The organism is Gemmatimonadota bacterium (genome assembly GCA_016719105.1).
Classification (GTDB): Bacteria; Gemmatimonadota; Gemmatimonadetes; order Gemmatimonadales; family Gemmatimonadaceae; genus SCN-70-22.
Genome location: JADKAQ010000008.1, coordinates 1 through 26,361 on the forward strand (window position 1 = coordinate 1; position 26,361 = coordinate 26,361).

22 protein-coding genes are annotated in these 26,361 nt (G+C 68.9%); 10 read left to right on the forward strand and 12 right to left on the reverse strand.

Features of this window, described 5'->3' with window-relative positions; genetic code table 11:
• Window positions 1-532: 532 nt before the first annotated feature.
• On the forward strand, window positions 533-1,597 hold the full coding sequence (locus tag IPN47_10575; GenBank protein MBK9408468.1) for a hypothetical protein: 1,065 nt from the start codon (window positions 533-535) through the stop codon (window positions 1,595-1,597).
• 66 nt (window positions 1,598-1,663) lie between these two features.
• On the opposite strand, the gene IPN47_10580 is transcribed toward IPN47_10575, so the two are convergent.
• The 5 genes from IPN47_10580 to IPN47_10600 all read right to left on the reverse strand — a co-directional run bounded on the left by IPN47_10580 (window position 1,664) and on the right by IPN47_10600 (window position 5,339).
• Window positions 1,664-2,176: a hypothetical protein gene (locus tag IPN47_10580; GenBank protein ID MBK9408469.1), complete on the reverse strand. Its 513-nt coding sequence runs from the start codon at window positions 2,174-2,176 to the stop codon at window positions 1,664-1,666.
• Window positions 2,177-2,395: an SET domain-containing protein-lysine N-methyltransferase gene (locus IPN47_10585; protein MBK9408470.1), complete on the reverse strand. Its 219-nt coding sequence runs from the start codon at window positions 2,393-2,395 to the stop codon at window positions 2,177-2,179.
• Window positions 2,308-2,601: a hypothetical protein gene (locus IPN47_10590; protein ID MBK9408471.1), complete on the reverse strand. Its 294-nt coding sequence runs from the start codon at window positions 2,599-2,601 to the stop codon at window positions 2,308-2,310. Before IPN47_10590 ends, IPN47_10585 begins: the two co-directional genes overlap by 88 nt.
• Before the next feature lie 255 nt (window positions 2,602-2,856).
• A complete protein-coding gene (locus tag IPN47_10595) occupies window positions 2,857-3,480 on the reverse strand; it encodes a hypothetical protein (protein MBK9408472.1) in 624 nt (207 codons plus the stop codon).
• A gap of 149 nt (window positions 3,481-3,629) precedes the next feature.
• Window positions 3,630-5,339, reverse strand: coding sequence for an Ig-like domain-containing protein (locus tag IPN47_10600; protein ID MBK9408473.1), 1,710 nt, complete (start codon window positions 5,337-5,339; stop codon window positions 3,630-3,632).
• Between the two features lie 304 nt (window positions 5,340-5,643).
• Between IPN47_10600 and IPN47_10605 the strand changes: the two genes are divergently transcribed.
• Together IPN47_10605 and IPN47_10610 are read left to right on the forward strand one after the other, a co-directional pair.
• On the forward strand, window positions 5,644-6,174 hold the full coding sequence (locus tag IPN47_10605) for a DinB family protein (protein ID MBK9408474.1): 531 nt from the start codon (window positions 5,644-5,646) through the stop codon (window positions 6,172-6,174).
• 227 nt (window positions 6,175-6,401) lie between these two features.
• Window positions 6,402-6,956, forward strand: a complete 555-nt coding sequence (locus IPN47_10610) for a hypothetical protein (protein MBK9408475.1) — start codon at window positions 6,402-6,404, stop codon at window positions 6,954-6,956.
• Window positions 6,957-7,164: 208 nt separating this feature from the next.
• Here the strand turns inward: IPN47_10610 and IPN47_10615 are convergent, their stop codons facing one another.
• Both IPN47_10615 and IPN47_10620 read right to left on the reverse strand, forming a co-directional pair.
• Window positions 7,165-7,422 (reverse strand): hypothetical protein, encoded by a 258-nt coding sequence (locus IPN47_10615; GenBank protein ID MBK9408476.1) that lies wholly within the window; start codon window positions 7,420-7,422, stop codon window positions 7,165-7,167.
• Window positions 7,423-7,679: 257 nt separating this feature from the next.
• On the reverse strand, window positions 7,680-9,458 hold the full coding sequence (locus IPN47_10620) for a serine/threonine protein kinase (protein MBK9408477.1): 1,779 nt from the start codon (window positions 9,456-9,458) through the stop codon (window positions 7,680-7,682).
• A 156-nt stretch (window positions 9,459-9,614) separates the two neighbouring features.
• On the opposite strand from IPN47_10620, the gene IPN47_10625 reads away from it, so the two are divergent.
• Both IPN47_10625 and IPN47_10630 read left to right on the forward strand, forming a co-directional pair.
• Window positions 9,615-10,628 (forward strand): DUF885 family protein, encoded by a 1,014-nt coding sequence (locus IPN47_10625; GenBank protein MBK9408478.1) that lies wholly within the window; start codon window positions 9,615-9,617, stop codon window positions 10,626-10,628.
• Window positions 10,629-10,862: 234 nt separating this feature from the next.
• The gene (locus IPN47_10630) at window positions 10,863-11,519 is read left to right on the forward strand and encodes a DUF885 family protein (protein ID MBK9408479.1); all 657 of its coding nucleotides are present in this window, start codon (window positions 10,863-10,865) and stop codon (window positions 11,517-11,519) included.
• 172 nt (window positions 11,520-11,691) lie between these two features.
• Here IPN47_10630 and IPN47_10635 read toward each other — a convergent pair whose 3' ends face one another.
• The 5 genes from IPN47_10635 to IPN47_10655 all read right to left on the reverse strand — a co-directional run bounded on the left by IPN47_10635 (window position 11,692) and on the right by IPN47_10655 (window position 21,269).
• Window positions 11,692-15,138: a glycosyl hydrolase gene (locus tag IPN47_10635; GenBank protein ID MBK9408480.1), complete on the reverse strand. Its 3,447-nt coding sequence runs from the start codon at window positions 15,136-15,138 to the stop codon at window positions 11,692-11,694.
• Window positions 15,139-15,305: 167 nt separating this feature from the next.
• Window positions 15,306-16,277 carry a caspase family protein gene (locus IPN47_10640; protein ID MBK9408481.1) on the reverse strand — a complete coding sequence of 324 codons (972 nt, stop codon included), beginning with the start codon at window positions 16,275-16,277 and terminating at the stop codon, window positions 15,306-15,308.
• A 98-nt stretch (window positions 16,278-16,375) separates the two neighbouring features.
• Window positions 16,376-18,544 (reverse strand): hypothetical protein, encoded by a 2,169-nt coding sequence (locus IPN47_10645; GenBank protein MBK9408482.1) that lies wholly within the window; start codon window positions 18,542-18,544, stop codon window positions 16,376-16,378.
• 114 nt (window positions 18,545-18,658) lie between these two features.
• Entirely contained in the window at window positions 18,659-20,605 is a 1,947-nt protein-coding gene (locus tag IPN47_10650; GenBank protein ID MBK9408483.1) for a HAMP domain-containing histidine kinase, read from the reverse strand.
• A gap of 58 nt (window positions 20,606-20,663) precedes the next feature.
• The gene (locus IPN47_10655; protein ID MBK9408484.1) at window positions 20,664-21,269 is read right to left on the reverse strand and encodes a response regulator; all 606 of its coding nucleotides are present in this window, start codon (window positions 21,267-21,269) and stop codon (window positions 20,664-20,666) included.
• Window positions 21,270-21,493: 224 nt separating this feature from the next.
• Between IPN47_10655 and IPN47_10660 the strand changes: the two genes are divergently transcribed.
• The 5 genes from IPN47_10660 (at window position 21,494) to IPN47_10680 (ending at window position 26,361) form a co-directional block, all read left to right on the forward strand.
• Complete coding sequence (locus IPN47_10660) at window positions 21,494-22,069, forward strand: hypothetical protein (protein MBK9408485.1); 576 nt, start codon at window positions 21,494-21,496, stop codon at window positions 22,067-22,069.
• A gap of 150 nt (window positions 22,070-22,219) precedes the next feature.
• Window positions 22,220-23,188, forward strand: a complete 969-nt coding sequence (locus tag IPN47_10665; protein MBK9408486.1) for a hypothetical protein — start codon at window positions 22,220-22,222, stop codon at window positions 23,186-23,188.
• 187 nt (window positions 23,189-23,375) lie between these two features.
• Window positions 23,376-25,136, forward strand: coding sequence for a glutamine--tRNA ligase/YqeY domain fusion protein (locus IPN47_10670; GenBank protein ID MBK9408487.1), 1,761 nt, complete (start codon window positions 23,376-23,378; stop codon window positions 25,134-25,136).
• A 69-nt stretch (window positions 25,137-25,205) separates the two neighbouring features.
• On the forward strand, window positions 25,206-26,165 hold the full coding sequence (locus IPN47_10675; GenBank protein ID MBK9408488.1) for a hypothetical protein: 960 nt from the start codon (window positions 25,206-25,208) through the stop codon (window positions 26,163-26,165).
• Between the two features lie 43 nt (window positions 26,166-26,208).
• Window positions 26,209-26,361, forward strand: a complete 153-nt coding sequence (locus IPN47_10680) for a hypothetical protein (GenBank protein ID MBK9408489.1) — start codon at window positions 26,209-26,211, stop codon at window positions 26,359-26,361.

Sequence of the window (26,361 nt, forward strand, 5' to 3'; positions counted from 1 at the left end):
GTACGGAGAGCTGCGCGTGGGGGCCGCGGCATCCGGTGCTCACGATCGAGCCGGGGGCGGAAGTGCGGTTCCGCCCGGGAGCCTGCTGGCGGTGTCGGACACGCTCGACGCGAGCGGCAAACGCAGCGCGCTGGTGATTCCGGCGGAGGGCCCCGGTGCGCTTCGTGGGCGATTCCCCGGGAACCGGGACATGGATCGGGGTGATCCTCGAGGGGCGGCGCGCGCCGAGCTTCGCCAGCTGCAAGTCGAGGGGTGCGGTGGGAGCAGCTCCTCAACGAGGACCGCGCGACTGCATTGTCGCGGTCCCCAACTCCTTCAACGAGGGGCCTGGAGCTCCTGGTCGACGGGCTCACGATCACCGGAGCGCGCGGCGTCGGTCTCGTGCTCGGCCGCTACGTCACCTTCGCCCCCGGCTCTCGCAACCTGACAATCGAGAACGGGGGGTCCTTCCCGCTCAGCGCCCGCCCGATGTGGTGGGTCGGCTGCCAACCGGGGTGACGTATCGCGGAACGCGGTGCAGGAGCTGCGCATCGTGAGTGGCATCGTCGCGGACTCGGCCACGTGGGGCGATGCGGGATTGCCGTGGCGCTTGACCGCGCCGGTGTTCGTGCACGGCGCGCGCGCCCCCGCACTGACGATCGCCGCCGGCGCGCGCCTTCGCATGGATTCGGTCGCCGCCCTCATCGTCGGCAGCAACGGGCGCGGACAACTGCACGTCGGGAGCACGAGCGGGGCGCCGGTGGTCATCGAGCCGTCATCGGGCAGCGCGCGATGGCTCGGCATCGCGGTGAACGGCGGGGGCGATTCGAGTACGTTCGGCAACGTCACGCTCGATGGTTGCATCACCTGCCTGCTCGTCGAGGCGTCGGGCGTCCTACCGACGCGCGTGTTCCTTGATAGCGTCACGATTCGCCGGGCGGCGGACGTGGCCGTGCAGCTGGTGGCGCGCGGACGCATCGGCGCGGGCTCGCGACGGGTGACCATTACCCAATCGGGGCGCCTCCCGTGGCGCGTCGCGCCCGACGCCGCGGCCTCGATCCCCGCCGGCACCTACACAGGCAATGCGACCGACGTGGTCGAGCTGTCGCAACGCGAGCTCTACGAGACGGCAAGCTGGCGCGACGTGGGGATCCCCTTTCGCGCGCGCCTGGGGCTGACGCTGGGCGACCTCGCACATGCGCCCGTGCTCACGCTCGCCCAGGGCGTAAGACTGTATGTCGGGGCAGACGAGCGCGTGGTGGTGAACAACGGCGCCTTGCGCGCTGGGGACCGCGTCGAACCCGGTGCGTCTCACGGCCATCCCGGGGCGAGTGGCAGGACCTGGATCGGCGTGGAGTTCTCGGCATCAGCCACGCTCCCGACGCGGCTCGAGTACGTGGAGATTGACGATGCAGGGCTGGCCGATAGCGGAGTCGGGGGGGCCGTGCGCCTGCACGATGACCTCGGGGGAGCGCTGCGGCACGTCACGATCCGCCGCTCGCCCACCTGCGGGATCCTCCTCTTCTCGACGCTGCCGTGGGGAGAAGACTACACGGATCCTGCGTTCGGCAACGTGTTCGTCGACGTGGCGGGGGGCTCGCGCTGTCGGTTTCCGTAGCGCTGGTGGCAACGGACGCAGGCGACTCGTGGCGACAGCGTCCTTGCACGAGTCGGACGTCTCCGCCTATCGGCGCCCGAGTGCCACGATGCGCCCCCGCGACACCGCCCACGCCAGGTAGCAGGCGACGATGAGGTCGTAGATGATGCAGGCGACGGGGAGGTCGTGCATCTGCGCGGGGAGCGTGCGCGGAATCAGGTCCCACGCCGGATGAAAGAACCAGACGCCCACCAGGAACCACGGTGAGCGCCACAGGGCGAGCAGCGTCCCGCCGAGGACGACGGCGAGCGCGATGTACTCAATCGGTTGTTTCGTGACCGCATAGACCAGCGGGAGGAGCCAGACGGTGAGGAAGGCCCATCCGCCGGCCTGCCATCTGGGACTGAGCCAGGCGAGGGCAAGCACGAGTCCGACGCCCAGCGGCGCGGCGCCCGGGATCAGGCGCCCGGTCGCCGAGAGCCATCCGACCACAGACGACGTCGCGATGGCGACCGCGCCGATGAAGAGCAGCGTGGCGATGGCGACGACGTAGCGGCGGGCAGGGTGGGACGGCGTGGAGGGAGACGGAATGGTCGTCATTCAAGTCGCGGTCTCGTCGTCCACCAGCTCGCCGTAGTCCACCGTCAGCTCCTCACCAGCGGCGATGTCGCGCAACGCCTCGAACCACTTCCCCTCCTCGATCGACGCGACGTTCGGCGTGTCCGAGTGATTCAGGAAGTGGGAGAGGTCCATTCGCTTGAAGCCATCGCGGGGGAGCCAGTACCAGTCAGTGTCGAAGAGGCAATAGGTCTCGACCAGGCGCTTCGCGCATGCGCGGGGAGCGCGTCGATCTCGGCGCGGGGGACGGCGAGGTACTCGTCAGGTGCACCAGGCGGGGAGAACATGTCGCGGCACCCCTTGGGGATGTCGCGGATGGCGAAGACGCCGATCCCCTCGATGGGCGAGGGGCGCAGCATGACGTAGGTCTGGTCGCGCAGTTCTCGGAGAATCTGGTCTGGGGTCATGCGTGGGCTCGTGGCGTCTCGGGGCGCGGCGTGCAAGATACTGCGGGTGGTCACGCCGAGCACGAGGCCCGGGGCGAGGGCACGACGCCTGCGACGGGGAGCACCCTTGGGAATCGCAAAGCCTGTGGACCTCCCACGCTTCGATCTCGCTCGCCCACCGGCGTGACGCGCCAGCGGGCGCACCACCAGGTGAAAGGGCGGCGCATCACGCCATTCGTCGGTGGCCGGCACCCGCCAGCCGTTAGGCGTGTCCCCCTAACGACGCCGTCCGTCGACGGCCGCCGCCAACGCCGGTTGCGCCTCGCCGGCACCATCGACGGCCCGCGAGTCGCCGAGATAGAGCCCGAACAGCCACACGACCCACGCCGCGTGCGCGAGCTTCTGCACGATGGGGAGGAATCCGTAGAACAGGTCGCCGTAGTACATGGTGGCGTTGGTCAGCGTCATCCCCAGGCACACGACGCCCGCCCCCAGCATGCCGACGCGCCGCTCCACGTAGAGCCGATGGAAGATGGTGACCATCGTCGTCACGAAGAAGATCAGGGCGAGCGCGACGAGGACATCGTGCATCGGCGTCACCACGAGCGCCGTGTAGACCATCGCATTGATGCCGGCGATCCTGATGGTCTTGCTGTGGAATCGCGTGGGGCCGCGCGTCGAGATCGTGTGGAAGACGACCGCCATGCTCGCGGCGAAGATGACGACGGCCAGCGCCGCGAGTGGTCGCGCGGTGTTCGGCGCGCCTCGCAGTGTCTCCGGTTGGAAGAGGCTGGAGATCGACTGGTTGATCCAGTCGTATCCTCCGGGGTAGCGCGCGGCCGCGACGGCGAAGATGACGGTCGAGGCGAGGACGCCGACCAGGGGGAGCAAACGTCGCATGAACGCTCGAGGGGACAACGTCGGAACGCGGGTGAGCGCCTCCGGATTCCCGGTCGCGCGGTTCGTGCCGTCAGGGGCTCCTTACGCGCGAGTGGAGGCCGAGGTGTCACTCCCTCACGAGGCGTCAGTCGCAGCCGCGTCCAGGCCGATCACGGTTCCCACGCGACCGCCAACGGCCGCCCCCCTCCCGTGGCGGTTCGGTACATCGGCGGAGAGCCATCCCCGTTCACCACCCAGAGCGCGCCCGCCCACGTGACGATCGCCAGCGATCCGCCATCCCGCGACCAGCGGGCTGCGAAGGCCGGTCGTTGCAGCATGGGAAGGTGCAGCTCGCGCCCCGCGTACGTCCGCATGTCGACGATGGTCACACTCCCCGACACGAAGGCGATCGCGGATTCGTCCGGCGCCCAATCGGGGTTCATCCCGTAGTCGATCTTCACTCGGCGTGTGGAGTCCTGCACACAGATGAAGTTCTCGGAGTACGGATAGAACGGATTCTCCATCTCGCACCCGAAGGTGAATCGCTCGTTCGACGCGGTACGAACGAAGTACGCCGGCTCGGTGACATTGGGGTTCGCGTAGTTGGCGGGGAGGCCGTCCTTCTGCATGCGTCGCACCGCCCCTCCCGTGTTCGAGTAGACGATCGTTCCATCGCGATCCCACGACGGCGAGAGGATCTCCTCCTGCAGCTCGAATCGGCGCGGCATGCCGCCGCGAGCCGACAGGAGCGAGACATGCCGCGCGCCGCTCGAAAAGAGCAACATGCTCCCATCGGGGGACCACTCGAGCCCCGCGTTCATGCGTAGGAGGCTCGACTGAGTGTCGATCAGGGGACCGCCGGGGACCAGGAGCCGATCGGGGGTGCCATCCATCCCCCACGATTCGATCCGCGGGCTCCCTCCCCCAACCCAGTCGGACGACGCGACGGTCAGCCGTGCCGGGAGCGGACGCACGGTCAGGCGACCCCGCAGGCTCACCGTGCCGACGGTTGCGGTATACGTGGTCGTTCCGGGGCGCAGTGCACGCGCGACCCACCCCTTCGGCAGGTAGTCGAGTGAATCGACCGCAACGAAGGTGACGACGGTCGGATCGGCGACCTCGAAGCGTACGGCGGTGGGAGAAATCTCGGCCCACGGCTTGGCAGGAGACGCCAGCATGACGGGCGCGTTCCACGCCGGCGGGAGCGTGAGCGAATCGCTGCAGCTGGTCGCGGTCGGCGTCGACAGCCCGCGTTGCAGCATCGGCCAGCACAGCGCGAGTTGCTCGATGATCGGCGGCACCACCCGCATCGCGCGCGTGCTCCGGACGTCGCCGTAAGCCGCGCTGATGAGCGCCACTCCCGCGCTCACCGCGCTCACGAGCCCTGTGGAAGAGACGGCCGCGACGGCGGGAGCCGACGACTGCCACGTTGACGTGATGGGGACTTCGGTGGCACCGGGCGCAAAACGCGGCGTCGCGACGAAGCGGCGCGAATCGCCCGCCTCGATGACCGCCGAATCGGGGGCGATGACGAGGTCGACCACCTGCGGCGGCTCGACCCGCAGGCGGCTTCCGCGCGATATGCCCCCCGCGGAGGCGACGATGGTGGCTTCGCCGACCGCGGTCGCCGTCACGCGCCCGACGGCCGAGACGCTGGCCACGTTCGGCGCGCTCGAACTCCAGGTGATGCCCACCGACGCCGTCGTGTCGCCGGTCGCGGTTCGCGGTGTGGCGGTGAACTGCCGTGTCTCGCCCACGGTGAGCAGGGCCGAAGCCGGGACGATCGTGATGTCGGCCACCCCGCCAGGCGATTGGGGAGGCGCCGCACCATCTCCGCACGCCAAGATCGCCACGACCAGCGCCGGGAGCGCGGCACGCACGACGCCGTTAGCGACAACACGACGATCGGACCAAACCGTGGAGAGGCGGAGATGCGGCATCACGATACGCGAGGCTGGCAGGGGACATCCGTCGGATCCGCGAACCCGATACGATAGTGCCGAGCTGTCTGGGGATCGTCTGGACTTCGAGGAGTACGCGCGGGCGGCGGTCGCCCCGTCACCTGCCGCCAGCGTGGTCTCGTGCCGAGGACTCTCCTCGCTCCGCGGCCGACTGCGCTGGCCTGCCACGATGCGCGGGGCTACCGTTCGCCTCGTCTCCCACATCCACGCCCCTCGCTTCCACATGACCGACACCGCCCAGCGCGACGCCGCCATCAAGGCCCACGCCGCCGCCGTCGAGTCCTTTCTCGTCGCAGCGCGCGCCGTCCCCGATGACGCGTGGGACCGCCCGATGGCGCGGGACAAGTGGTCACCGGCGCAGGTGGCCGAGCACGTACGCCTGACGTACACGGTCGTCCAGAACGAACTGGCGGGGGGGAGCGGGCTCCGCATCCGAACTCCGTGGTTGGTGCGGCAGCTCCTGCGCATGCGCATCCTCCCGCGCATCCTGGCCACCGGTAGGCTTCCCGCCGGCGCGCGCGCCTCATCGGAGATTCGCCCCGGCGACGGTCCGTTCCAGCGCGCACCATTGCTGCAGGCTCTACAGGTCGCGGCTTCTAGCGCCGAGGGGTCGATCGCGCGCCGCTGGGGCGAGGGGAGCGCCGGGATCACGCACCACATTTTCGGCCGGATCGAGCTCCCGCGGGCGATTCGCTTCATCACCGTGCACACGGCCCACCACACGCGGCAGTTGCTCGAGGTCGGGGCCAAGTAGCGCCGCCGACTGGCGGCGTCGCGCGCCGTCGACTGGCGGCGTCGGCGCCGTCGGTGCGGGGGGGCCCCACGGCACTCGGGTGTCCTTCTGCTCAGCGGCCCCCCGCCCGAGCCTTCGCCCCGTCCCGCGGGGATGGCAGCGATGGGTCGCGGTCGCCATCTTCGTCGCATCCGGGGCTCGGCGGGGCGGTACCCGCCGGCGCCCCGGTTCCCGCCTCGCCCCGACCCATGCCCACCTCGCGCTCGCGATCCATTCGCCCCGGGATCTCTTTCCGCCCGTCGCGCCCCGCCGCCGCTCTCGCCTTGGCCCTCGGCGCCGTGCTCTCGACCGGGTGTTACAGCTACCAGCCGGTCACCCTCTCCGAGCTCAAGCCGGAGATGCCGGTGCGTGTGCAGCTCACCGCCGTCGCGGTCGACCGGCTGCGCAACGGGGGGAACAACGAGGCGCGCTTCCTCGAGGACTTCTCGCTGAGCGGCAACGTGGCGCGCGTGAACGCCGACAGCGTCGTGCTCTCGGTGCAGACCAGCCGCACGACCGACGCGACCGTTCGCCCCGTGGCCTTCTACCAGCCGCTCCCGCTGCTGCGGAGCGAGCTGCGCACCACCGAGGTTCGCCGTCTCGACCGTCGGCGCACCACGTGGGCCACGGCGGTCCTCAGCACGCTGGCAATCGGCGCCGCGGTCTACGCCATCAAGCATGGTGGCGAAGCCAGCGGGTCGACGCCGGTGCCGGGCGGGCCTAACGAGGTGCGGGTGCCGTTGCTGGGGCTGAGGCTGCGGTAGGGCGGAAGACGGGAAGACGGGAAGACGAGATACCAACGCTACAAAAGCAGGACACGGAGGCTCACGGAGGAAGGTCGCGATAGCGCCGACGTCCTCCGTGAATCTCCGTGAATCCTCTGTGAGCCTCCGTGTCTCGCTTGGCTGTTGAACTTCCTCGTCTTCCCGTCTTCCCGTCTTCCCGTCTTCCCGTCTTCCCGTCTTCCTCCCCCTACGAGACCGTATTCGGCCGCGGCTTCACCTGCTCCGTGCTCGGCTTGAGCTCCGGCAACCCCGCCGCCTTCAGGATCGCATTCAGCCGCGGCAGCCGGGAGTTCATCCCCTTGTTGATCGCCGTCAGCTGCTTGTCGAGCTCCGCGCTCAGGGACTCGTAGGCCTCGATCGCCTGCTTCGTGGGGCGATACTCCCCCGTCCCCACGGTGCCGGCCAGTGAGGCAATCTGGTTGTTGAAATTGCCGACGACGACCATGACACCGCACCCCGACTGCTCGCCTGCGCCGCGACGGCCAAGGCGGGGAGGGGAGGCACCCCCCCGGCCCCGCAGGCCGCCACTACGCGGTTACCACCCCCGGGCCCCGCTGGGGGTGGTCGTGAGCGCCGACGGGCGCGGAAGCGACGGTAGTCGGCGCCCAGCAAGCGAGTGCTCAACCTCGCCATGAGCGGCGATGAGGCGACAGCGCGCCCACCCCCGACCCCAACCCCGAGCTCGGGTCCCGATATGGGTCGTCACCGCTGGGTGGTGACGGCCCGGCGGGGCCGCCGCAGCAACTGCAGGCGGATCGTTTCCATCGCGCTCACGACGTCGCCGAGCCGCGCGTGCAAGGCGTCCCGGTGGGCCCTGACCTCCGCGTAGCCTTGGCCAGCCGCTGCCTCGCCGGCTTCATCCAGCACTCGGGCGACTGCGTTGTGCTTCGTTCGCAGCGCCTGAGCATCCTCCTGCAGACGCTGCAACACACGTGGCACATCACCCAGGGCGTCCCGTGTCGCCCTGGGGAGACTCTCAAAGAGTTCGCCTCCGGCCAGGCCGAGCGACAGCTCGGTCGCCCGATGCGTCACCGCGTTGGCCGGCGCGGCTCGTCCCAGTGTCCGACGACCCAGACCGAAGAGTGCCTTTCCCACTGGCCCCGTCCACACCTTGGACCAGAAAGCCGTGTCCACATCGCGGCGGCGCTGCACAAGGGCAAGCCAACCCAGCCCCGCCAGGACGCTCGTGGCGAAGCTGAGGAAGATGGTATGTCCCATCGCTGTCGCGCCCACCCCGCCGCCGAGGAGCGGCGGAGCCCACGCGAGGGCGAATGTGAGGGCCGCGACAGACGCCACGCCGGCGAGCAGTCGCTCCGCGGGTGTCGCCCGTGCACCGGCATTCGCGATCTGCAGCTCCTCGCGTGAACGCTCCAGCTCGGCGGCAAAGGCGGGTTGGAGATCCTGGTGCGCAAAGCCGAGTTTCGCGAGTCGCCGCGCTGCTGCTGAGAGGTAGGTAATGGGGAGGAGCATCGCACCCGCGACGAGTGTCCAGACCCCCCAGGACCCGCCGAGCGTCGCCGACGCGTATACCGACGCCGGCAGGAGCAGGGCCCCGGTCACGAGGGTTCCGCCACCGTCCAGTCGGGCCTGTCGGCGCACAAAGGCACGCAACGCGACCGGGAGTTCGCGTCGTGGCTCGATGGCGACGTTCAACTGTTCCCCCAGAGCCTGCGCACTCGACGGGCGCAGCGCTGGATCCTTGGCGAGGCAACGATCCACCAGCGCCGCGAGCTTGCGGGGCACGGCGACCCCCAGGGATGCCAGCGGGCGTGGGGGTTGGCTCACCTGCCGCGCGAGGACCTCGGTGGGATTCGCCCCCTCGAACGGGAGCCTTCCCGAGAGGGCGAAGAACGCGGTGGCCCCCAGGGCATAGAGGTCGCTTCGCGCATCGAGGGGGCCGCCGAGGACCTGTTCCGGGCTCATGAACTCCGGTGTCCCAACAATCCGCTCGTCGATGGCGTCGCCGATCGCGGCGGCGATCCCGAAGTCCGCCACGAGGGCACGTCCCGTGGCCGACTCGATGAGGATGTTGTCGGGCTTGATGTCGCGGTGCACGAAGCCTTGCGCATGGGCGAAGGCGAGAGCCCAAGCTGCTTCGCGGAGGATCCGTACCGCCTCCCGCGCTGGACACCGGTCCGCGCGTGCGCACACGCTCAGCCAGGGTTTCTCCTCCACGAACGCCATCACGTAGAAGACGAACGCTCCGGATTCCTCCACCGCATGGATGGGGATGATGTTGGGGTGCGTGAGCTTGGCGGCGAGTCGTGCCTCTCGCAGGAAGCGGTCGCGTAGCTCCCGCGCGGGCAGCGAGCGCTGGGGGAGGAGCTTAATCGCCACCAGGCGGTCAAGGTGGACCTCGCGGGCGAGGTAGACGATCCCCATCCCGCCGCGCCCGAGCTCGCGGTCGATCGAGTAACGACCGGCGAGCCCTTCCTGGAAGTCGAGAAAGAGCGAATCGCTCTCAGTTGATGTTAGTGTCATCTGCCTGCGATGCTCGCGTCCGGACGGCGGGCAGGCCCCAAGGGTGTCGATCCATCCCTCCGTGAAGGACGCGTCGACCGGCCAGACGCCACGGTTCAAGGTGGTCCCGTTCGACCCGGCGCCGGGATCGTCGATACGCCCGTCGAGCCACTTGGCATGGAAGCCAGTTCGACGCGGGGCGTGCAGGACGGGCACCTCGCCTTCGATCTCGATGGCCCGGGCAAGCAGCGCTTCACCACGCGCGGCAACTGGCCGGGGTGCCAGCGCCGAGACATCTTCGGCGAGCCCCCGACCGAAGCCAGCGGCGACGCACCGATGCGCGGCGCATGCCTCCATGCGGGTCCCATGCCGACGTCTGGTTCCCTCACGTTTCTCGACGCTCTGGCGCGACGCTCACTCCCGCTTGGTATGCGCCTTCGCCTTCTCTCCGCCCTCCTGGCCCTCGCCGCCCCTCACGTGCGTGGCGGCGCGCAGGCCCCTCCGGCGCCGCCGCGCCTCGCCGCCCTGGTATCCGACGCGGCCGGCGTTCGGGTCACCACCCGATCGGCGCGCGAGTACGCCGCTGCGAGTGCCGCCTATCGCGACCTGCTCACGCGCCTGCGCGCGCTGGACCGCGGCTCGTTAGGGCGCGACGATCAGGTCGACTACGACCTGCTCGACGCTTACCTGCGCACCCGCGCCTTCGAGATCGACTCGCTCAGGGTGCACGAAGTCGTCCCGGCGAGTTATCTCGCCCTGGGCGCCACCGACCGTCTCTTCCTGCGTCCGGGGGCCATCAGTGACGCCGGGGTGTTGGACGCGCTCGCGGAACTGCGCCAGTTTCCCGCGGTGCTCGCGCATGCGCGCGCCAACCTGAAGGTGCCGGCGCGAACGTGGACCGAGAACGCGATCGCGCAGGCGCGCTACGCCCGCCTCCTCCTCGACGAGTACGTTCCGCGGGCGGCCGTGGATGACCCGGCGCTCAAGCGCGACCTCATCGGAGCGGCGCAGGAGGCATCGCGCGCCACCGAGGAGTTCCGCCTCTGGATGGAGCGCGATCTGCTGCCGCGCTCCACGCGCCCTCCCACATGGAAGCCGAGCGACATCGAGTTCTACCGCAGTTCAGGCGGCTGGACGGCTACGGCGTGGACGAGATGCTGCGCATCGCCGAGCGCGAGGCGGTGCAGCTGACGGCCGAGATGCGGGCGTTGGCGAAGGAGATCCACCCGTCGGGTGACCTGCGCACCGTGTGGGAACAGATGAAGGACGAGGCGCCGCCGTGGGAGGGGGTGATCCCGATGGCGCAGCGCTACGTTGACCTGACCACCGCCTGGCTGCGCGGTGCGGGGGCGCACGTGGCGACCATCCCCGACTTCGACTACGGCGCCGTGCTCACCACGCCGATGGCGCGTCGCACGCTCTCGTTTGGGGGCGCAGTACGGACCCACGGTGGCCGGGCGCTTGTCCGGATACTACGTCCTCACCCCGCTGGAGCCGTGGCTCACCGAGGCGGAGCAGGCGAGCCGCCTCCGCAGCTACAACCCGTACTGGACGCACGTGATCTCGTATCATGAGTGGCTGGGCCACACCGCCCAACGCGCCGCCGCCGCGCAGCATGTGACCCGTCCCATGCGCCGCCTCTTCCAGAGCGGCTACTTCTCGCAGTCGTGGTCGTTCTACCTGGAGCGGTTGCTGGAGGACGAGGGATACTACGACGTCCTCCCCTACATGGAGCGCCTCAAGACCAAGATGGCACGCCGCCAAATGCGCATGTGGCGGGTGCAGCGCATCCTCACCAAGCTCAAGATGGCGAAGGGTGAGATGTCGTTCGAGCAGGCGGTGAAGGCCTACATCGATCACATCGGGATGGAGCCGACCAACGCCTTCCTCGAGGTGCAGCGCGACTCCCAGAACGCCACGCCCCCCGGGCGCGAGATCATCGGCGAGTTGGTCATCCTGCAGCTACGCGACGAGTACAAACGCCGCATGGGGGTGCACTATTCGCTCCGGCGATTCAACGACCAGCTGCTCGCGTACGGCGACCTGCCGTTCAAGCAGATTCGGCGGCTGATGTTCGAGTAGCGGAAGACGGGAAGACGAGGACATTCGACAACGAAGCGGGATACGGTGGACATGGCGGTTTCACGGAGGCACATGGACGAGGGCTGCGTAGCGCCGACGTCCTCCGCGCCCATCCGCAGAAGCCTCCGTGAACCTCCGCGTCCCGCTTTGCGAGGCTGAACTGCCCTAACTGCTAGGACACCGTATTCGGCCGCGGCTTCACCTGCTCCGTGCTCGGCTTGAGCTCCGGCAATCCCGCCGCCTTGAGGATCGCGTTCAACCGCGGCAGCCGGGAGTTCATCCCCTTGTTGATCGCCGTCAGCTGCTTGTCGAGCTCCGCGCTCAGGGACTCGTAGGCCTCGATCGCCTGCTTCGTGGGGCGATACTCCCCCGTCCCCACGGTGCCTGCCAGTGAGGCAATCTGGTTGTTGAGCTTGATGGGGTAGTTGAGCGGGTCCTGCGAGCTCTGGTTCTTGACCTGATAGACCTCCTGCTCGCCGGCCGACATCTCGGTCATCATCTCGCCCGACAGCTGCTTGAACTCCTGCGCCGTCGCGCCGGTGATCTTGCTCGAGCGGTCTTCCACCTGCGAGCGCATGTTGCGCACGAGGCGCACGGCGTTGTTGGCCTCGGTGGTCTTGTCGCGGATCGCCATGAGGAGCTTGAACTGCGCCTGCAGGTCGGCATCGGTCGCGTCGCTGCGCGGGTCGCGCTTGAGCCGGAACGTGCGCGACTGCGTCTCGTTCCCTGCCGTCAGGCGCACGCTGTAGGCCCCCGGCGGGGCCACGGGGCCGGTGGTGCCGGCGGCCCACATGATCATCCCGTCAAAGCGCACCGCGTCGGGATAGCGCATGTCCCACGAGAAGGTGTTCATCCCCGCCTTGTTGGGGACGCGCGGCGGGCGCGGGGCGCGGGAGAAGAACTCCTCGATGTCGATGTTCTGCATCAGCACCGACGGGTCGGCGAAGCGCGCGGTGACGACCTTGGTGGCCGAATCACGCGAGAAGCCCGCCTTGGTGACCATGGAGTCGATGGCGGCCGCCTTCATCCCTTCCACGCGCAGCGAATCGGCCGACGTCTCCGGGTCCTGCTCGCTGGTGAAGCCGGCGATCGACTTGCCCGCCGCATCGAGGAACTCGAGCGTCACCTTCTGGTTGGCATCCTTGAGGTAGTACTGCATGTGCGCCCCGCCCGGTGGGTTGGACCCCACGCCACCGCCACCGCCAAAGAGCGCCATCAACTGCGCGAAGAAGCCGCCGCCGAAGTCGGAGCGAATCGCATCGCTCGGCTGGAAGAGGTGCGCCGCCTGCTTGGGCGTCTCGGCCTTGAGCTGCCGCAGCGCGGCGATGTTGTCCATCACCCAGAACGACCGCCCGTGCGTCGCCGCGATCACGTCGGCGTCCTTGATGCGGAGGTCGTGCACCGGAACGAGCGGGAGGTTGCGCTTGAGCGAGGCCCAGTTGCGCCCGTCGTCGAACGAGACGTAGACGCCGCGCTCGGTGCCGGCGAAGAGCAGGCCGCGGCGGACCGGATCCTCGCGCACCACGCGCAGGAAGTGATCGGGGGCGATCCCGTTGACGATCTTCGTCCACGTCTTGCCGTAGTCGTCGGTCTTGTAGAGGATCGGCGACTTGTCGCCCAGCTGGTACCGATTGGCGGCGACGTAGGCGGTGCCGGCGTCGTAGTGCCCTGGCTCGATGATGCTGATGCGCGTGAAGTCGCCGATGTCCTTGGGCGTCACGTTCTCCCAGCTGACGCCGTTGTTCTTCGACACCCACACCAGCCCGTCGTCGGTGCCGACCCAGAGCACCCCCTGCCTAACGGGGGACTCGTCGAAGGCGAAGATGAGCGCGTAGGTCTCGACCCCGGTCTGGTCCTTGGTGATCGGGCCGCCCGAGGCGTCCATCGTCTTGGGATCGCGGCGTGCCAGCTCCGGCGACACCGGGGCCCAGCTCTCCCCTTCGTCCGTGGAGCGGAAGAGGCGCGAGCCGGCCGCGTACAGCACCTTGTCGTTGTGGCGCGAGAAGACGATGGGGAAGGTCCACTGGAAGCGGACCTTGATGTCCTTGGACGAGTAGCCCATCGGGTTGATGGGATACACGGTGATATCGCGCGTGAAGCCGGTGCGCATGTCCTTGCGCGTCAGCAACCCGCCGTAGCTCCCGGCAAAGACGATCCCCGGCTTGGTGGGGTGCGGCGTCACGTAGCCCGACTCGCCGCCGCCGGCGTCCTTCCAGTCGGCAATGTTCACCCGCCCCTCGCCACGGCTCGGCGCGCACAGCGTCGAGTTGTCCTGCTGCGCCCCGCAGATCTGGTACGGATAGTCGTTGGTCACGTCCACGTGGTACATCTGCGCCGTGGCGAACTCCTGGTCGGTCCAGTTCTTCCCGCCGTTGGTGCTGACGGTGGCACCACCGTCGTTTCCTTCCACCATGCGCAGCGGATCGTTGGGGGCGATCCACAGGTCGTGGTTGTCGCCGTGGGGGACGTTGATCCCCTCACGGAACGTCTTGCCCCCGTCCTTGGAGCGGTAGAAGCCGACGTTGAGCGCGTAGACGACGTTGGTGTCCTTGGGGTCGGCCACGAGGTTGGAGTAGTACCAGGCGCGCTGCCGCAGCTTGCGGTCGCGGTTGATGTAGCTCCACGTCGCGCCGGCATCGTCGGAGCGGTAGACGCCCCCCGAATCATGCTCGATGACCGCCCACAGCCGGCTCGGCTTGGCGGGCGAGATGGTCAACCCGATCTTGCCGACCGTCCCGGTCGGGAGCCCCTTGGCCGTCTTCGTCAGCGACGTCCACGTCGTGCCACCATCGGTCGACTTCCAGATCGCGCTCCCCGTCCCGCCTGACGACATCGCCCACGAGGTGCGATACGCCTGCCAGGTGGCCGCGTACATCACGTCGGGATTGGACGGGTCGAGATGCAGGTCGATGGCCCCGGTCGAGTCGTTGACAAACAGCACCTTGCTGAACGTCTTGCCGCCATCGGTGGTCTTGTAGACACCGCGCGTGTCGCCCGCCTTGAACGGGTTGCCGAACACGGCGAACCAGGCGACGTCCTTGTTGGTGGGATGGATGCGGATAGTGGCGATGTGCTCCTCGCGGAAGCCGAGCATCGTCCACGTCTTGCCGCCGTCGGTCGTCTTCCAGAGGCCGTCGCCGCCGGCGGTGTTGCCGCGGATGTCGGTCTCGCCGCCGCCGACCCAAACGATGTCGGCATTCTGCGGATCGACGGCCACCGCCCCGATCGTCCCGCCGAAGTACTTGTCGCTGGCGGCGCTCCAGTTCTGCCCCCCATCGACCGTCTTGAAGACGCCGCCACCGGTGGTCCCCATCCAGTATTCGTTGGGGCGCTGCACCGAGCCGGCGACCGCCACCGAGCGCCCGCCGCGGGCGGGGCCCATCTCGCGCCAGCGGAGGGCGCCGAAGACGGTGGAGTCGAAGGTCAGCGGCCCGGTGGGGGCCGGCGGGACGGCGGCGGCGCGCACACCAGCCACTCGACCGGCGGGGCGCGCTTGGGCGGAGAGTGCCGGGGCGATCGCGACGAGCGTCGCCGGGGCGAGCACGGCGAGCGTCGTGGAGCGGAAAGCGCGGGTCAGGGCGCGCACGGCGCGGGATCCCGAACGGGTGCGAACGGTCATGAGGTCCTCGAGGTGGACGCCGCCGCGAGTGGGCAGCGTGCGCGCGAAATACGCCCGCGGGACCGAGGACGCAAGTCAGGATTCCGCGTCAACCGCCCAACCGCGATAGGCGCAGGAAGGGCGCGCCTTTCCCATCCCACGGCGCGCGCGCCGCGCGCGCCTCGCATCTATATCCTCTTGTTCGCCACCAGGCGTCGGTAGTGGGCCCCCAACGGCGTGAGGCGGCACGACTTGGACTCGATCGCCGCGTGCCACATGTGCGGCGCGTCGAACGGCTTGACCAGGTTCACTCGGTTGTAGCGCTGCAGGATGGCGAAGGTCGCGGTGTTGCGCGGATCGGGGGGCGGCGCCCCCTCGGGACGCCCGCGCAGCTCCGGCTCGAACGTGGGGTCGAGACGGAAGTCGAAGTCGGCCGCGGGAAAGAGCTTGGCGATCAAACGCAGCTCCTGCAGCGGGAGCGGCGGGAGGACCCTCCGAAGGGAAACGAAGCGCTTGACGTTGGTCTTGAAGACGGGGCGCTGCTGCCACGGTCCCAGCGACTGGTCGACGTGCGCGTACACGCTCCCCGGCGTGACGTCGCCCACCAGGTTCGACGCCGCGCCGGCCAGCGCATCGACCAGCAGCGTGGTGAAGATCCCGCTCCCGTTCTCCTCGCTGGCGTACTGCGTCTCGGTCGACGCGGCGAGGATCGTCATTCCGTCCGACAGCTCCGCGCTCGTGTGCCCGGCGGGATTCCCCGCAACCCCGGAATGGCACGAGTCGAGGATGATGATCTTGTTCTGCGCCTTCGACGCGAGGGCGAGCGTGAGGACTTCGCCGAGCGCGAGCCCGTCGTCGCCGCGGCGCGTCTCGCTCCCGCACAGGTAGCCACCGGTCGCCTCGACGTGACCGTGACCGGCGAAGTAGAGGAGGGCGATTTCGGAATCGTCGGCGAACAGCTCCTCGATCAGGTCCTTGAGATCGCCGCGGGTGATCCCTTGGTTTGCGCTGGAGGCGGTACGCAGCGACACGCCGAAATTGGGAGAGCCGTCGCCATGCACCTCGAGGACCTCGCTCACCGCCCGCGCGTCGTTCACGCAGCCGTGCAGCGGCTTGAGCTTGTCGTAGTGGTCGATGCCGATGACCAAGGCCTTGCGCATCCGTGTCGTCTCCAGTGGGTTCGTCTCTTGCCCCTGCGCTTGCTGCTGCGAGTCTCCTTCGTCGCCAACCAACTCGGCCTTGCGGGGAGATTTTCCGGTCATGAGGCGACCTCCCGCTGCACCGGTCGCCATTTCTCTCCGACCGACATCTCGCGTGCCGCCAGTCCCTGCGCGACGGCGCGCAGGAAGCCACGCTCGTCGGTCAGGACGCCGCGCTCGTCGTAGGTGAAGAGCTGGTCGGCGCGCCGGTGGAAGAAGTGGTCGACCGAGCGCTGCGCATTCTCCCGGCGATCGGGGCGCGCAAGGAAGACGACCCCCGCCCCCGCGGCCGAGCGGCGGAGCTGTTCGAACTCCCACACCACGCCGGGCGCAGTCTCGGACACTTCGACCAGGACCACGTCGGCCGACTCGATCAGCAGCTGCACCGCGTCGCGCCAGAAGGTATCGCTGGCGGGGACGACGAAGAGGCGGCGCCTGGAAAAGAGCCAACCCCACGTGCGGCGCATCGATTCATCCAGCGATGCCGCCAGCTGCATCAGCTCCCCGCGTGTGCGTGCGTTGAAGCGGCGCGGGGAGAAGAGGTTCACCCCGGGAATCGCGCCGAGCACACGGTGTTGCAGCTCGTTGGCGACGACGTCGGCGTCGGCCAGGGTGTACGTGAAGCCGAGGAAGCCGAGATGCCGCTGGACGAGACGCACGAGGGCGTCGTTCACCGTCGGCTCACTGAACGGGCGCAGGAGGAGGACGAGGCGCGGGCGACGCGTGAAGAGCCACCGGATGCGGAGCAGGATGATGAGAACGAGGAAGGGGGTGGGAAGCAGCAGCATCGCCAGCACGGTCGGTATGTCGAGCGCTGGGATGTAGGCGCCGAGGAGGCCAAGCGCGATGGCTACGACCCAGGCCAGTACGAGGATAGGTCCGCCACGCCGCCAACGCCGGCGCCGCGTCATCAGGCGTTTGAGCGCGGCGGCGCCGGCTGTGTCCGACGCCGGCGGTGTGGTGGCGCGCGTCTCGCTGGGGAACTCCGCATCGCGCGCCGCCGCCATACCATCGGCGGGTGTCTCGGTTGCTACTGGCGGCGTGACCTCCCACGACGGCGCCATCTCGCCCGACTGCACAGAAGGCGCAGCCGCCGGTCCTTCGGGGACGAGCGCGGATGGGTTCAGCGCCGCGCGCACCGGCGCCGTGACCTCACGACGGCGGGGACGCGGGATCGACGCGGTGCTCACCGCACGATCGTTCGTCGTACGGTTCTTCGCTCCCTTCGCCTTTCCCTTCGCCTTCTCGGCTTCGAGCGCCCGTTTCCGCATCACCGCGTACGCCCACTCCAGTCGCCGCGCCTCTTGCTCCGAGGGGACGACGCCGGCGCCGTTGGTGTTGGCGCTCCACCCCGCCGTCACCGGATTGTATTGCACCGCGAGTTCGGCGTAGCGCGCCTTGATTGCCGCCAGCGACGCCGACGGCTCGAGGTCGAGCGTTAGGCAGGCGAGGGTGAGCACGTCGGGGTCGAGCGTGCCATCGGGCGACGCATGGCCAGCCCCCGCGGGGCGCTGTGGCCGTTCGAGCGACCAGTCGACGAACTCCGGTGGGAGGGCGAGGTCGTCGCCCACCGTTGCAACGAAGTGCCGCTCATCATCCGTCAGCTCATCATCCGCCGCCATCACGTCGAGCACCGCGCGAAGCAGCGCGATGCGCCGCCCGAAGTCGAAGCCGACAAGCGGTGGTGCCTCGTCGACCCCCTCGGTCAGGAGCGCGTGGGCCAGCTCTGGCGTGCAGCGCCCCTCCGTGAAGCTGCCGATCGCCGCGACCGCGCGGCGCACTTCCTCGGCGGAGATCTCCCCGTCAGCCGCCGCCGCGTTGCGCAGGAGGTAGGCGAGGCGCAGCACGAGCGCGCGATCGCTCCCCGTGAGCCCGTCCTCACCGATGACGACGTCGTCGACTTCCTTTCCCTCGTCGTAGAGCCAGATCGAGAGGCACTTGAGCTGGTGCTCCTGCGACCCGCGCCAGACCACCGCGAAGAGGTTCTGCGGGACGATCGCGAAGAGGTTGAGGAGCCCCAGCGTACGCGTCAGGATCGAGACGGGGACTTCGAAGACGTTGCGCAACACGGTGCGCTGCACACGCCACCGCACGCACCATCGGCATCCCGCCAGGTACATCTCGCTATAGAGCGGGTCGCCCCAGAGGAACGAGCGCGCGTATTTCACGTTGCGCGCCGTCAGGACTGGGCGCCGACCGCAGTGCGGGCAGGCAATGGCGAGGATCATTCGCGGCGACTCGTCCAGCGAGGGGGACCTGACGAGGCGTGCATCGTACGCCGTCGAGTGCGGCACCGATGCCGACACGGGAGTCTGGCGCCCGGTCGCCCGTGGCGCCAGTAGCTAGCTCCCTAGCGACGGGTTGCGCATGTCGGCATCGACCGGCGATGAAGCCTGCGAGTCGTGCGCGCCGGCCGCGTCGTCGCCCGATGTCGTCGACGGCGGCACCACCGCCGGCCTCGGCACCGCCTGCACCGCCCCCGAAATCATGACCCCGTTCACCATCCGCGGCGCGCGGAACTCCCCCGTCGCCCGCAGCGGCAGCCCCGCCGCACTCTCGCTCACCTCGAACTCGAGGATGAAGCGCGCCCCGCCTGCCGGCGCGTCGTCAAGCGTGATCGTCGCGCCATGCTTCTCCACCAGCCCGCGCACCACCGCCAGCCCGATCCCGCTCCCCCCGGTCGTCCCCGCGTCCTTTCCCAGGCGTACGAACGGCTCCCACAGCCGCTTTCGATCGTTGGCCGGAATCCCCGGCCCCTGGTCGCTGACGGTGATGCGCGCCACGGAGCCGATGCGCTCCAGTTCCAGGCTCACCGTCTGCCCGGCGGGGCCGTACTTGAGCGCATTGTCGAGCAGGTTCACGATCACCTGACGCATGGCCCGGGGGTCGACCATCGAGAAGATGCGCGACGGCGCATCGGCCAGGATGCGCATCCCGCGCTGCTCGGCGAGCGGGACGTAGCCTTCCACCACCTCCTCGATCAGCTCCCCCAGGTCCGTGCGCTCGAGCTCGAGCTTGGCCCGGTCGGCGTCGATGTGCGAGAAGAGGAGGATGTTCTCCACCAAGTCGCCCAGCCGGCGCGCCTCTCGCCCGATGATGTTGAGCCACGCCTGGCGCTCCTCGGCGTTGCGCTCGCGGCCCAGCTGCAGCGTCTCGGTGAACATGCGGATCTGCGCCAGCGGCGTGCGCAGCTCGTGCGAGACGCTGGCCACGAAGTCGCGCCGCGCCCTCACCAATGTCCGCTCGCGCCACAGGTGCAACACGGCGGCCAGCGCGAGCAGGACCGTGAGGGCCGGGAGCAGGTCCTCGACCGAGATCTCCACGCGCCGTTGCTTGCCTCCCATCTCATAGAAGATGGTGAGGACATTGCGCTGGTTGGCGCGCAGTCGCTCGCGCACCGTGTTCACGAGGTTGGGGTGCAGCGTGGCCACGATGCGTACGCCGCCGGCCACGGTGCGGTACTCGAACTTCCCCTCGATCCCCGACTCGAAGGCGCGCCGCGACCGGTACAGCAGCTTCCCCTCCGGGGTGAACGCCGAGATGGCGATGAGCGAATCGGTGGAATACGCGGCACCGTAGCGCCAGCTGGGATCGATGAGCGACGGAGGCAGCAGCGGCTGCTGCGCGAGGAGCCGGTCGGCGCTCACCTGCCAGTGCCGCAGCCGCGTGAACAGGTACCCGAACCAGGTGATGACCTTCCCCTCGGCGTCGCGGTGCATCGCGACGACGATGGTCACCGGTTCGCCATTCACGAGCCGGTGCCGCTGCGCGGTCTCGTTGCGATTGAGCTTGGGCGGCTCGATGTCGGCGAGGACCGAGTCGATCTGCGCGCGCACCTCGGGAAGGCGCGCCGAGCCGAGTGCCTCGAAGCGCGCGCCGCGGTGCGTCCCCAGGCGGAAGTAGCCCGCCAGCGGGTCAGCCGTCATGTCGTACCCTTCTCCCTCGAGCACCTCCTCGACGGTGGAGGCGAAGTCGTCGAGCGTGACGAGCGAGGGGGGGCGCGGCGGGGCTGCCAGCACGGCCGCCGACGCGCGCGTGCGCTCGGAGTTGCTCATCGAGAAGACGCGCTCGCCGAACAGGCGCGCGGCGAAGATCGCATACTCGGTCAGCGCCTCGTCGGTCGCGGTGACGTGGCTCTCCCGGCTGCGTCGCAGCTGGCGCCCGGCCACGAGCGACACGCCCATCATCGCCAGCAGCAAGAGCGCAAAGAGGGCGGTGGGGGCGCTGGGGATGATCGCCCGCGTCCATGAGGGACGTACGCGCTCACGCCATCGCGTGCGCCGGCTCACGCAGCGCCTCCGCGCAGGAGACGCACGCGCGCGCCGCACGACGTGACGCGAGGGCGCGTCATGCCTGCCCACGCAGGATCGCGCCCACCCGCGCCCGCGTGGACGCGCCCAGCTTGAGCAGCACCGCCTCGGTATGATTTCGGGCCGTGTACGTGCTCAACCCCAGTGCCTCGGCGATCTCGGCGTTCGACAATCCCTGCGCCAGCAAACGCGCCACCTCGACCTGCCGGTCGGTGAGGCCGAATCGCTGCTGCAATGCGTCGTCGCCTAACGCGCCATTGGTCGCCGGCCCTTCGTCGGCGCTGGCGCGCCGCAGGTGCGCACCGATGCGCGCCATGAGCTCGACCACCCCGAACGGCTTGGTGACGTAGTCATCGGCCCCCAGGCGGAATCCCCTGACCTTGTCGGCCTCCAGCCCGCGCGCACTCAGGATCAGCACGGGCGCGCTGCAGCCGCGCGAGCGCAGCTGCTCGAGCACGTAGTAGCCGTCGCGGTCGGGGAGGCCGAGGTCGAGGACGAGGAGGTCGGGGGACTCACGCATGGCGGTCTCGATGGCGGCCGCCGCGGTGCCGGCGACGGTCGCCTTGTGCCCTTCGACCTCGAGGTTCCGCCTCAACCCACTCGCGAGGTCGACGTTGTCTTCGACGATGAGGATACGCTTCATGGCTGGGCTCGACGCGGTTCGGGTATCGCCTGAGGGAAGGTGCCCCCGCCGGGTGCCAGGATCGTGGGTAATTCTACCCATTCCGCTCTCCCTGCGGTGGTTGGGCAGGGACCCCGACACAGAGGACATGCCGTGGGTCGAACGACTCACGCGAGGCCTGCCCGCCCCCTTTAGGCTCCCGGTGCGGCGCGTCGCCGCCCCACGTCCCTCACCGGAGCCCTTTCATGCTCGCCTTGCACTCGACACGGCGCCAGCTCACCGCCGCCACCCTCATCCTCTCCACCGCGCTGGCAGCGTGCGGCGGTGATGCCTCCGCCGCCACGGCCCCCGACGGCAACGCCGGCGCGGGCAACGGCACCGCCTTCCCCACCGAACTCGTGGAGACGTGGGTCTACGGCGTCAGCTCGCCCACCAACTTCCACGATGCCTACACCGGCGCCTGGATCGACAATGCCTACGGCACCGCGGTGCTGTTCGAGTTCAGGCCCAACGGCACGTACACGCAGTCGATCCTCATCGCCACGAGGGCCTACAGCTGCAAGTCGCAGGTCTTCATCTACAACGAAGGGCGCGCGGTGGTCGAGGGGGCGGTGATCAAGGTCTATCCGACGACGGGGTCCATCAAGGCGCGCGACACCTGCGTGGCCGCCAACAACTACGACCGCCCCGACAACGTCGCGAACAAGCAGGGGAGCCAGTACGGGTGGACCTTCAAGCTGCACGACGATGGCAAGACGTACCTGCTGATCGGCGTCAACAACGACATGTCGAACCCGTCGTACTTTCGCCTCGCGCAGTGATTGCGCAGTGCTCGTGCGGCGAGCACGCGGCGACCGCGCAGTCGAGCGGGGGGAGCGCGTTGGACAGGACCTGTCGTACCGATCCCACGCTCTGGCCCTCAGTCCAGCCTTCGCTACCTTTTTCTCCTCACCCCTCTCGGGCACTCTCCCATGCGTGTTCATTCCTGGGCGCTCGCCGCGCTGGCGGCGCTGGCCGTCCCGTCGCAGGGCGCACTGGCGCAGAACGAAGCCGCTCTGCGCGCCGCCTTCGAAGGCAAGTCCCTCACCGTGAAGGTCGACATGCCCGCCACGAGCAAGGGCGTCGACGTCTTTCCGCAGGAATCGATGCCGGTCAACTGGCGCGAGATGGCCAACCGGATGAAGGAGTTCGGCACCGCGCTCAAGCCGGGGCAGCAGGTCATGATCACCAAGGTCGTCGTCAAGAAGGACTCGCACATCGAGTTCCAGCTCGGTGGCGGCGGGTGGGGGACCTTCGGCGACCGCGTGAACTCCTCCTCCTCGGTCTCGGCCGCCACCGAGAGCGAGACCAAGGAAGAGCGCGACCTGAAGGCGCGCATCAAGGCCGCCCAGGGCCCTACCGAGCGAAAGCGGCTGGAGAAGGAGCTGGCCAACGCCCGCTCCGAGCGCGAGCGCGAGAACTCGAAGGCCAAGGCCGAAGCCGCGCAGGCCAACGAGGCGCGTGAGGCGAACCTGCGGGTCAAGCGCGCCGAGAGCGGCTCGCGCTTCAACATCCGCTACCGGAACGGGATCCCGCCCTTTGCGCTCACCCCGCAGGGGGTCGCCGAGGCGCTCGCGCCGTACGCCGACATCGCGGGGATGCCGGTCGCGGCCGCGGGGGCGGGACAGGGGGCCGCCGCTCCCGCGGGGGCGAACTCCCTCGCGCCTGCCACCCCGGGTGCCGCGGCGATCCCGGTCGGGAGCGCCCAGGCCGTCCTCGCCCTCAAGAAGGGGCTGACGCTGACCGAGGTCGAGGCGCTGCTCGGCCCCGCCGCATCGGCCAACGAGGTCAAGGAAGGGTCGATGACGGTGATGAAGCGCGGCTATACCGCCGACGGAAAGCGGATCAGCACCTCGTTCGTGGGCGGGGTCCTCATCGACTACGCCATCACGCCGCTGTAGGCCCAGCGGCTGGGGTCAGAGCTGGGGGCAGAGTTGGGGTCAGCGCCCAGCTCTGCCCCCGTGAACAGACCTCGGCAACAGCCGAACGGGCGGGGAAGCCGTTAGTTTGTACGGACGCCGGGTGGCCCTCCCAAGGGGGTCCACCCGGTTGGCATCACCAGCCCTATCGCACCTGCCGGAACTTCCCGTGACCCACGATCCTGCCTCGCCCGCCACGCCGAGCACCCCGGCGCCCGCTCCCGCCTCGGCGCCTTCGCCGGCGCCGGCTTCCGCGCCGCGCAGCAACTTCATCCGCGAGATGGTCGCGGACGACGTCGCCTCGGGGAAGTTCGGCCGCGCCGTCTGCACGCGCTTCCCGCCCGAGCCCAACGGCTACCTGCACATCGGGCACTCCAAGTCGCTCGTCCTCAACTTCGGGCTGGCCCGCGACTTTGGCGGCAAGTGCAACCTGCGCTTCGACGACACCAACCCGTTCACCGAAGACCTCAAGTACGTCAACGCCATCAAGGACGACATCCGATGGCTGGGCTTCGAGTGGGACAACGAGTTCTACGCCTCCGACTACTTCGAGCCGCTGTATGACATCGCGGTGAAGCTGGTGAAGGAGGGGAAGGCGTATGTCGATTCGCAGAACGAGGAGGAGATCCGCACCGGACGCGGGACCGTCACCACGCCGGGGACCGACTCGCCGTATCGCGCGCGCACCCCTGACGAGAACCTCGACCTGCTCGAGCGGATGAAGGCGGGGGAGTTCGAGGACGGGGCGCACGTGCTGCGGGCCAAGATCGACATGGCGCACCCCAACATGATCATGCGCGACCCGCTGCTGCTGCGGATCCGCAAGGCGTCGCATTACCGCCGCGGCGATGCCTGGTGCATCTACCCGCTGTACGACTTTGCCCACGGGCTCAGCGACGCCATCGAGGGGATCACGCACTCGTTATGCACGCTGGAGTTCAAGGACAACCGCGACATCTACGACTGGCTCGTGCGCGAGGCCGGCTTCGTGCGGCCGCCGGAGCAGACCGAGTTCGCCCGCCTGCAGATCGACTACACCGTCATGTCCAAGCGGAAGTTCCTCCGCCTGGTGAATGAAGGGCACGTGGCCGGGTGGGACGATCCGCGCATGCCGACCATCGCCGGGCTGCGCCGCCGCGGCGTGACGCCGGAAGCGATCAAGAGCTTCGCCGAGAGCGTGGGCGTGGCGCGTTCGGACGCTCGGACGGAGCTCGCCAAGTTCGAGCACGCCATCCGCGACGACCTCAACATGCGCGTCCCGCGCGTGCTCTGCGTGCTCAAGCCGCTCAAGGTGGTGCTCACCAACTACCCCGACGATCTGGTCGAGGAGTTGGACGCCCCGTACTACCCGCACGACGTCCCCAAGGAAGGGTCGCGCACGCTCCCGTTCTCCAGGGAGATCTGGATCGATCGCGACGACTTCATGGAAGATCCGCCGAAGAAGTTCTTCCGGCTGGCCCCAGGGCGCGAAGTGCGCCTGCGCTACGGCTACCTGATCACCTGCACCGAGGTCATCAAGGACTCGTCAGGCAACGTGGTGGAGCTGCGCTGCACCTACGATCCGGCCACGAAGGGAGGGAACACCCCCGACGGCCGCAAGGTGCAGGGGACGATCCACTGGGTCTCGGCACGTCATGCGATCGCCTGCGAGGTGCGCTTGTACGATCGCCTCTTCGCCGTCGCCGATCCCGACGCGGTGGAAGAGGGGAAGGACTTCATCTCGGCGCTCAACCCGAACTCGCTGGTGGTGGTGCCGAACGCCTACGTGGAGCCGAGCACGGCAAACGACGAGGCGGGGTCGCGCTATCAGTTCGAGCGCACGGGGTACTTCGTGCACGACGCCGTGGCGTCAGCCGAGGGGGGGATGCCGGTGTACAACCGCACGGTGACGCTGCGCGATAGCTGGGAGAAGGAGAAGGGGAAGGGATAGCGACCCCTCCGGGCGAGCGGTAAAGTTGCGGGCGCTCCGCGCTGACGTTTCACCTCCATTCGCCAGGTCATGATCAACGTCGTACGTCGATTCACGGTCGCCGCCGCTTTGCTGGTGGCGACCGTTTCCGTAGTGGGTGCCCAGACGTTACAGCCGCGCCCCTTCCCCACCGAAGGGATCTCGTCGTTCCTGTTCGACTCGCCGCTCATGGGGGTGAAGTACGACGTCTCGGTCTGGGTCCCGCCGAGCTTCAAGCCCGAATCGGGGAAGAAGCTCCCGCTCTTGGTGGTGACCGACGGGAACAACGCCTTCACGGTCGCGATGGACGCCGCCCGATCGCTCATCAACCAAGGAGCGATCGACGAGATGATCATTGCCAGCATCGGGACGCCGCCCGAGGACGGAGAAAAGGCGTTCGTTTCGCGCCGCGTCTACGAGTTCTCCCCGCCCAACTGGGACATGAAGGACCCGTTCGGCGTGGAGGTCCAGCGGACGTGCAAGACGATGGGCTCCCCTCCCGACCGCTGCACGGGCGGGGCGCCGAAGTTCCTCACGGTGATCAACGAGGAGTTGATCGCCATGCTCACCAAGCGATTCGCCGTCGACACCACACAACTCGGGCTGTTCGGTGTGTCGGCCGGCGGCTTCTTCGCCTCGTGGGCCGTCTTCCAACCCGAGTCGCGCTTCACGAAGTACATGCTCAACTCGCCGGCCATGGCGTATGGCGGCGACGTGATTCACCGACTGGAGGCCGACTACGCCGCGACGCACAAGGACCTCAAGGCGTCGATCCACCTGACGGCCGGGACGCTGGAGATCAACGATCCCTACCTCGAGGGACGCGGCCACATCGTGAGCGGGATGGCCCGCTTTGCGGCGTCGCTCTCGGGGCGGGGTTACCCAGGGCTCAAGCTGTGGACCGAGATGCTCGACGGGATGGGGCACGGCGACGCCACGGGGACGGCGCTGGTGCGCGGGCTGCGCGTGCTCTACGGCCTCCCGCCGATTCCGTACGGCACCACGCGCTGAGCGCGGCCGGAGGGGGAGACCAGACGGGAGGGGCGAGGAAGGGGTGGTTGAAGACTGGCGACGCGACCTTCGCGGCAGGATCGACACGCTCGGCGATCAGTCGCTCACCCAACACCCCGGATGTCTCGTCAACGGTTTCGACGGCAACATCTGGTGTGCGAGCTGGGACGGCGACTGGAAGCAGTTCCCGGTGTAG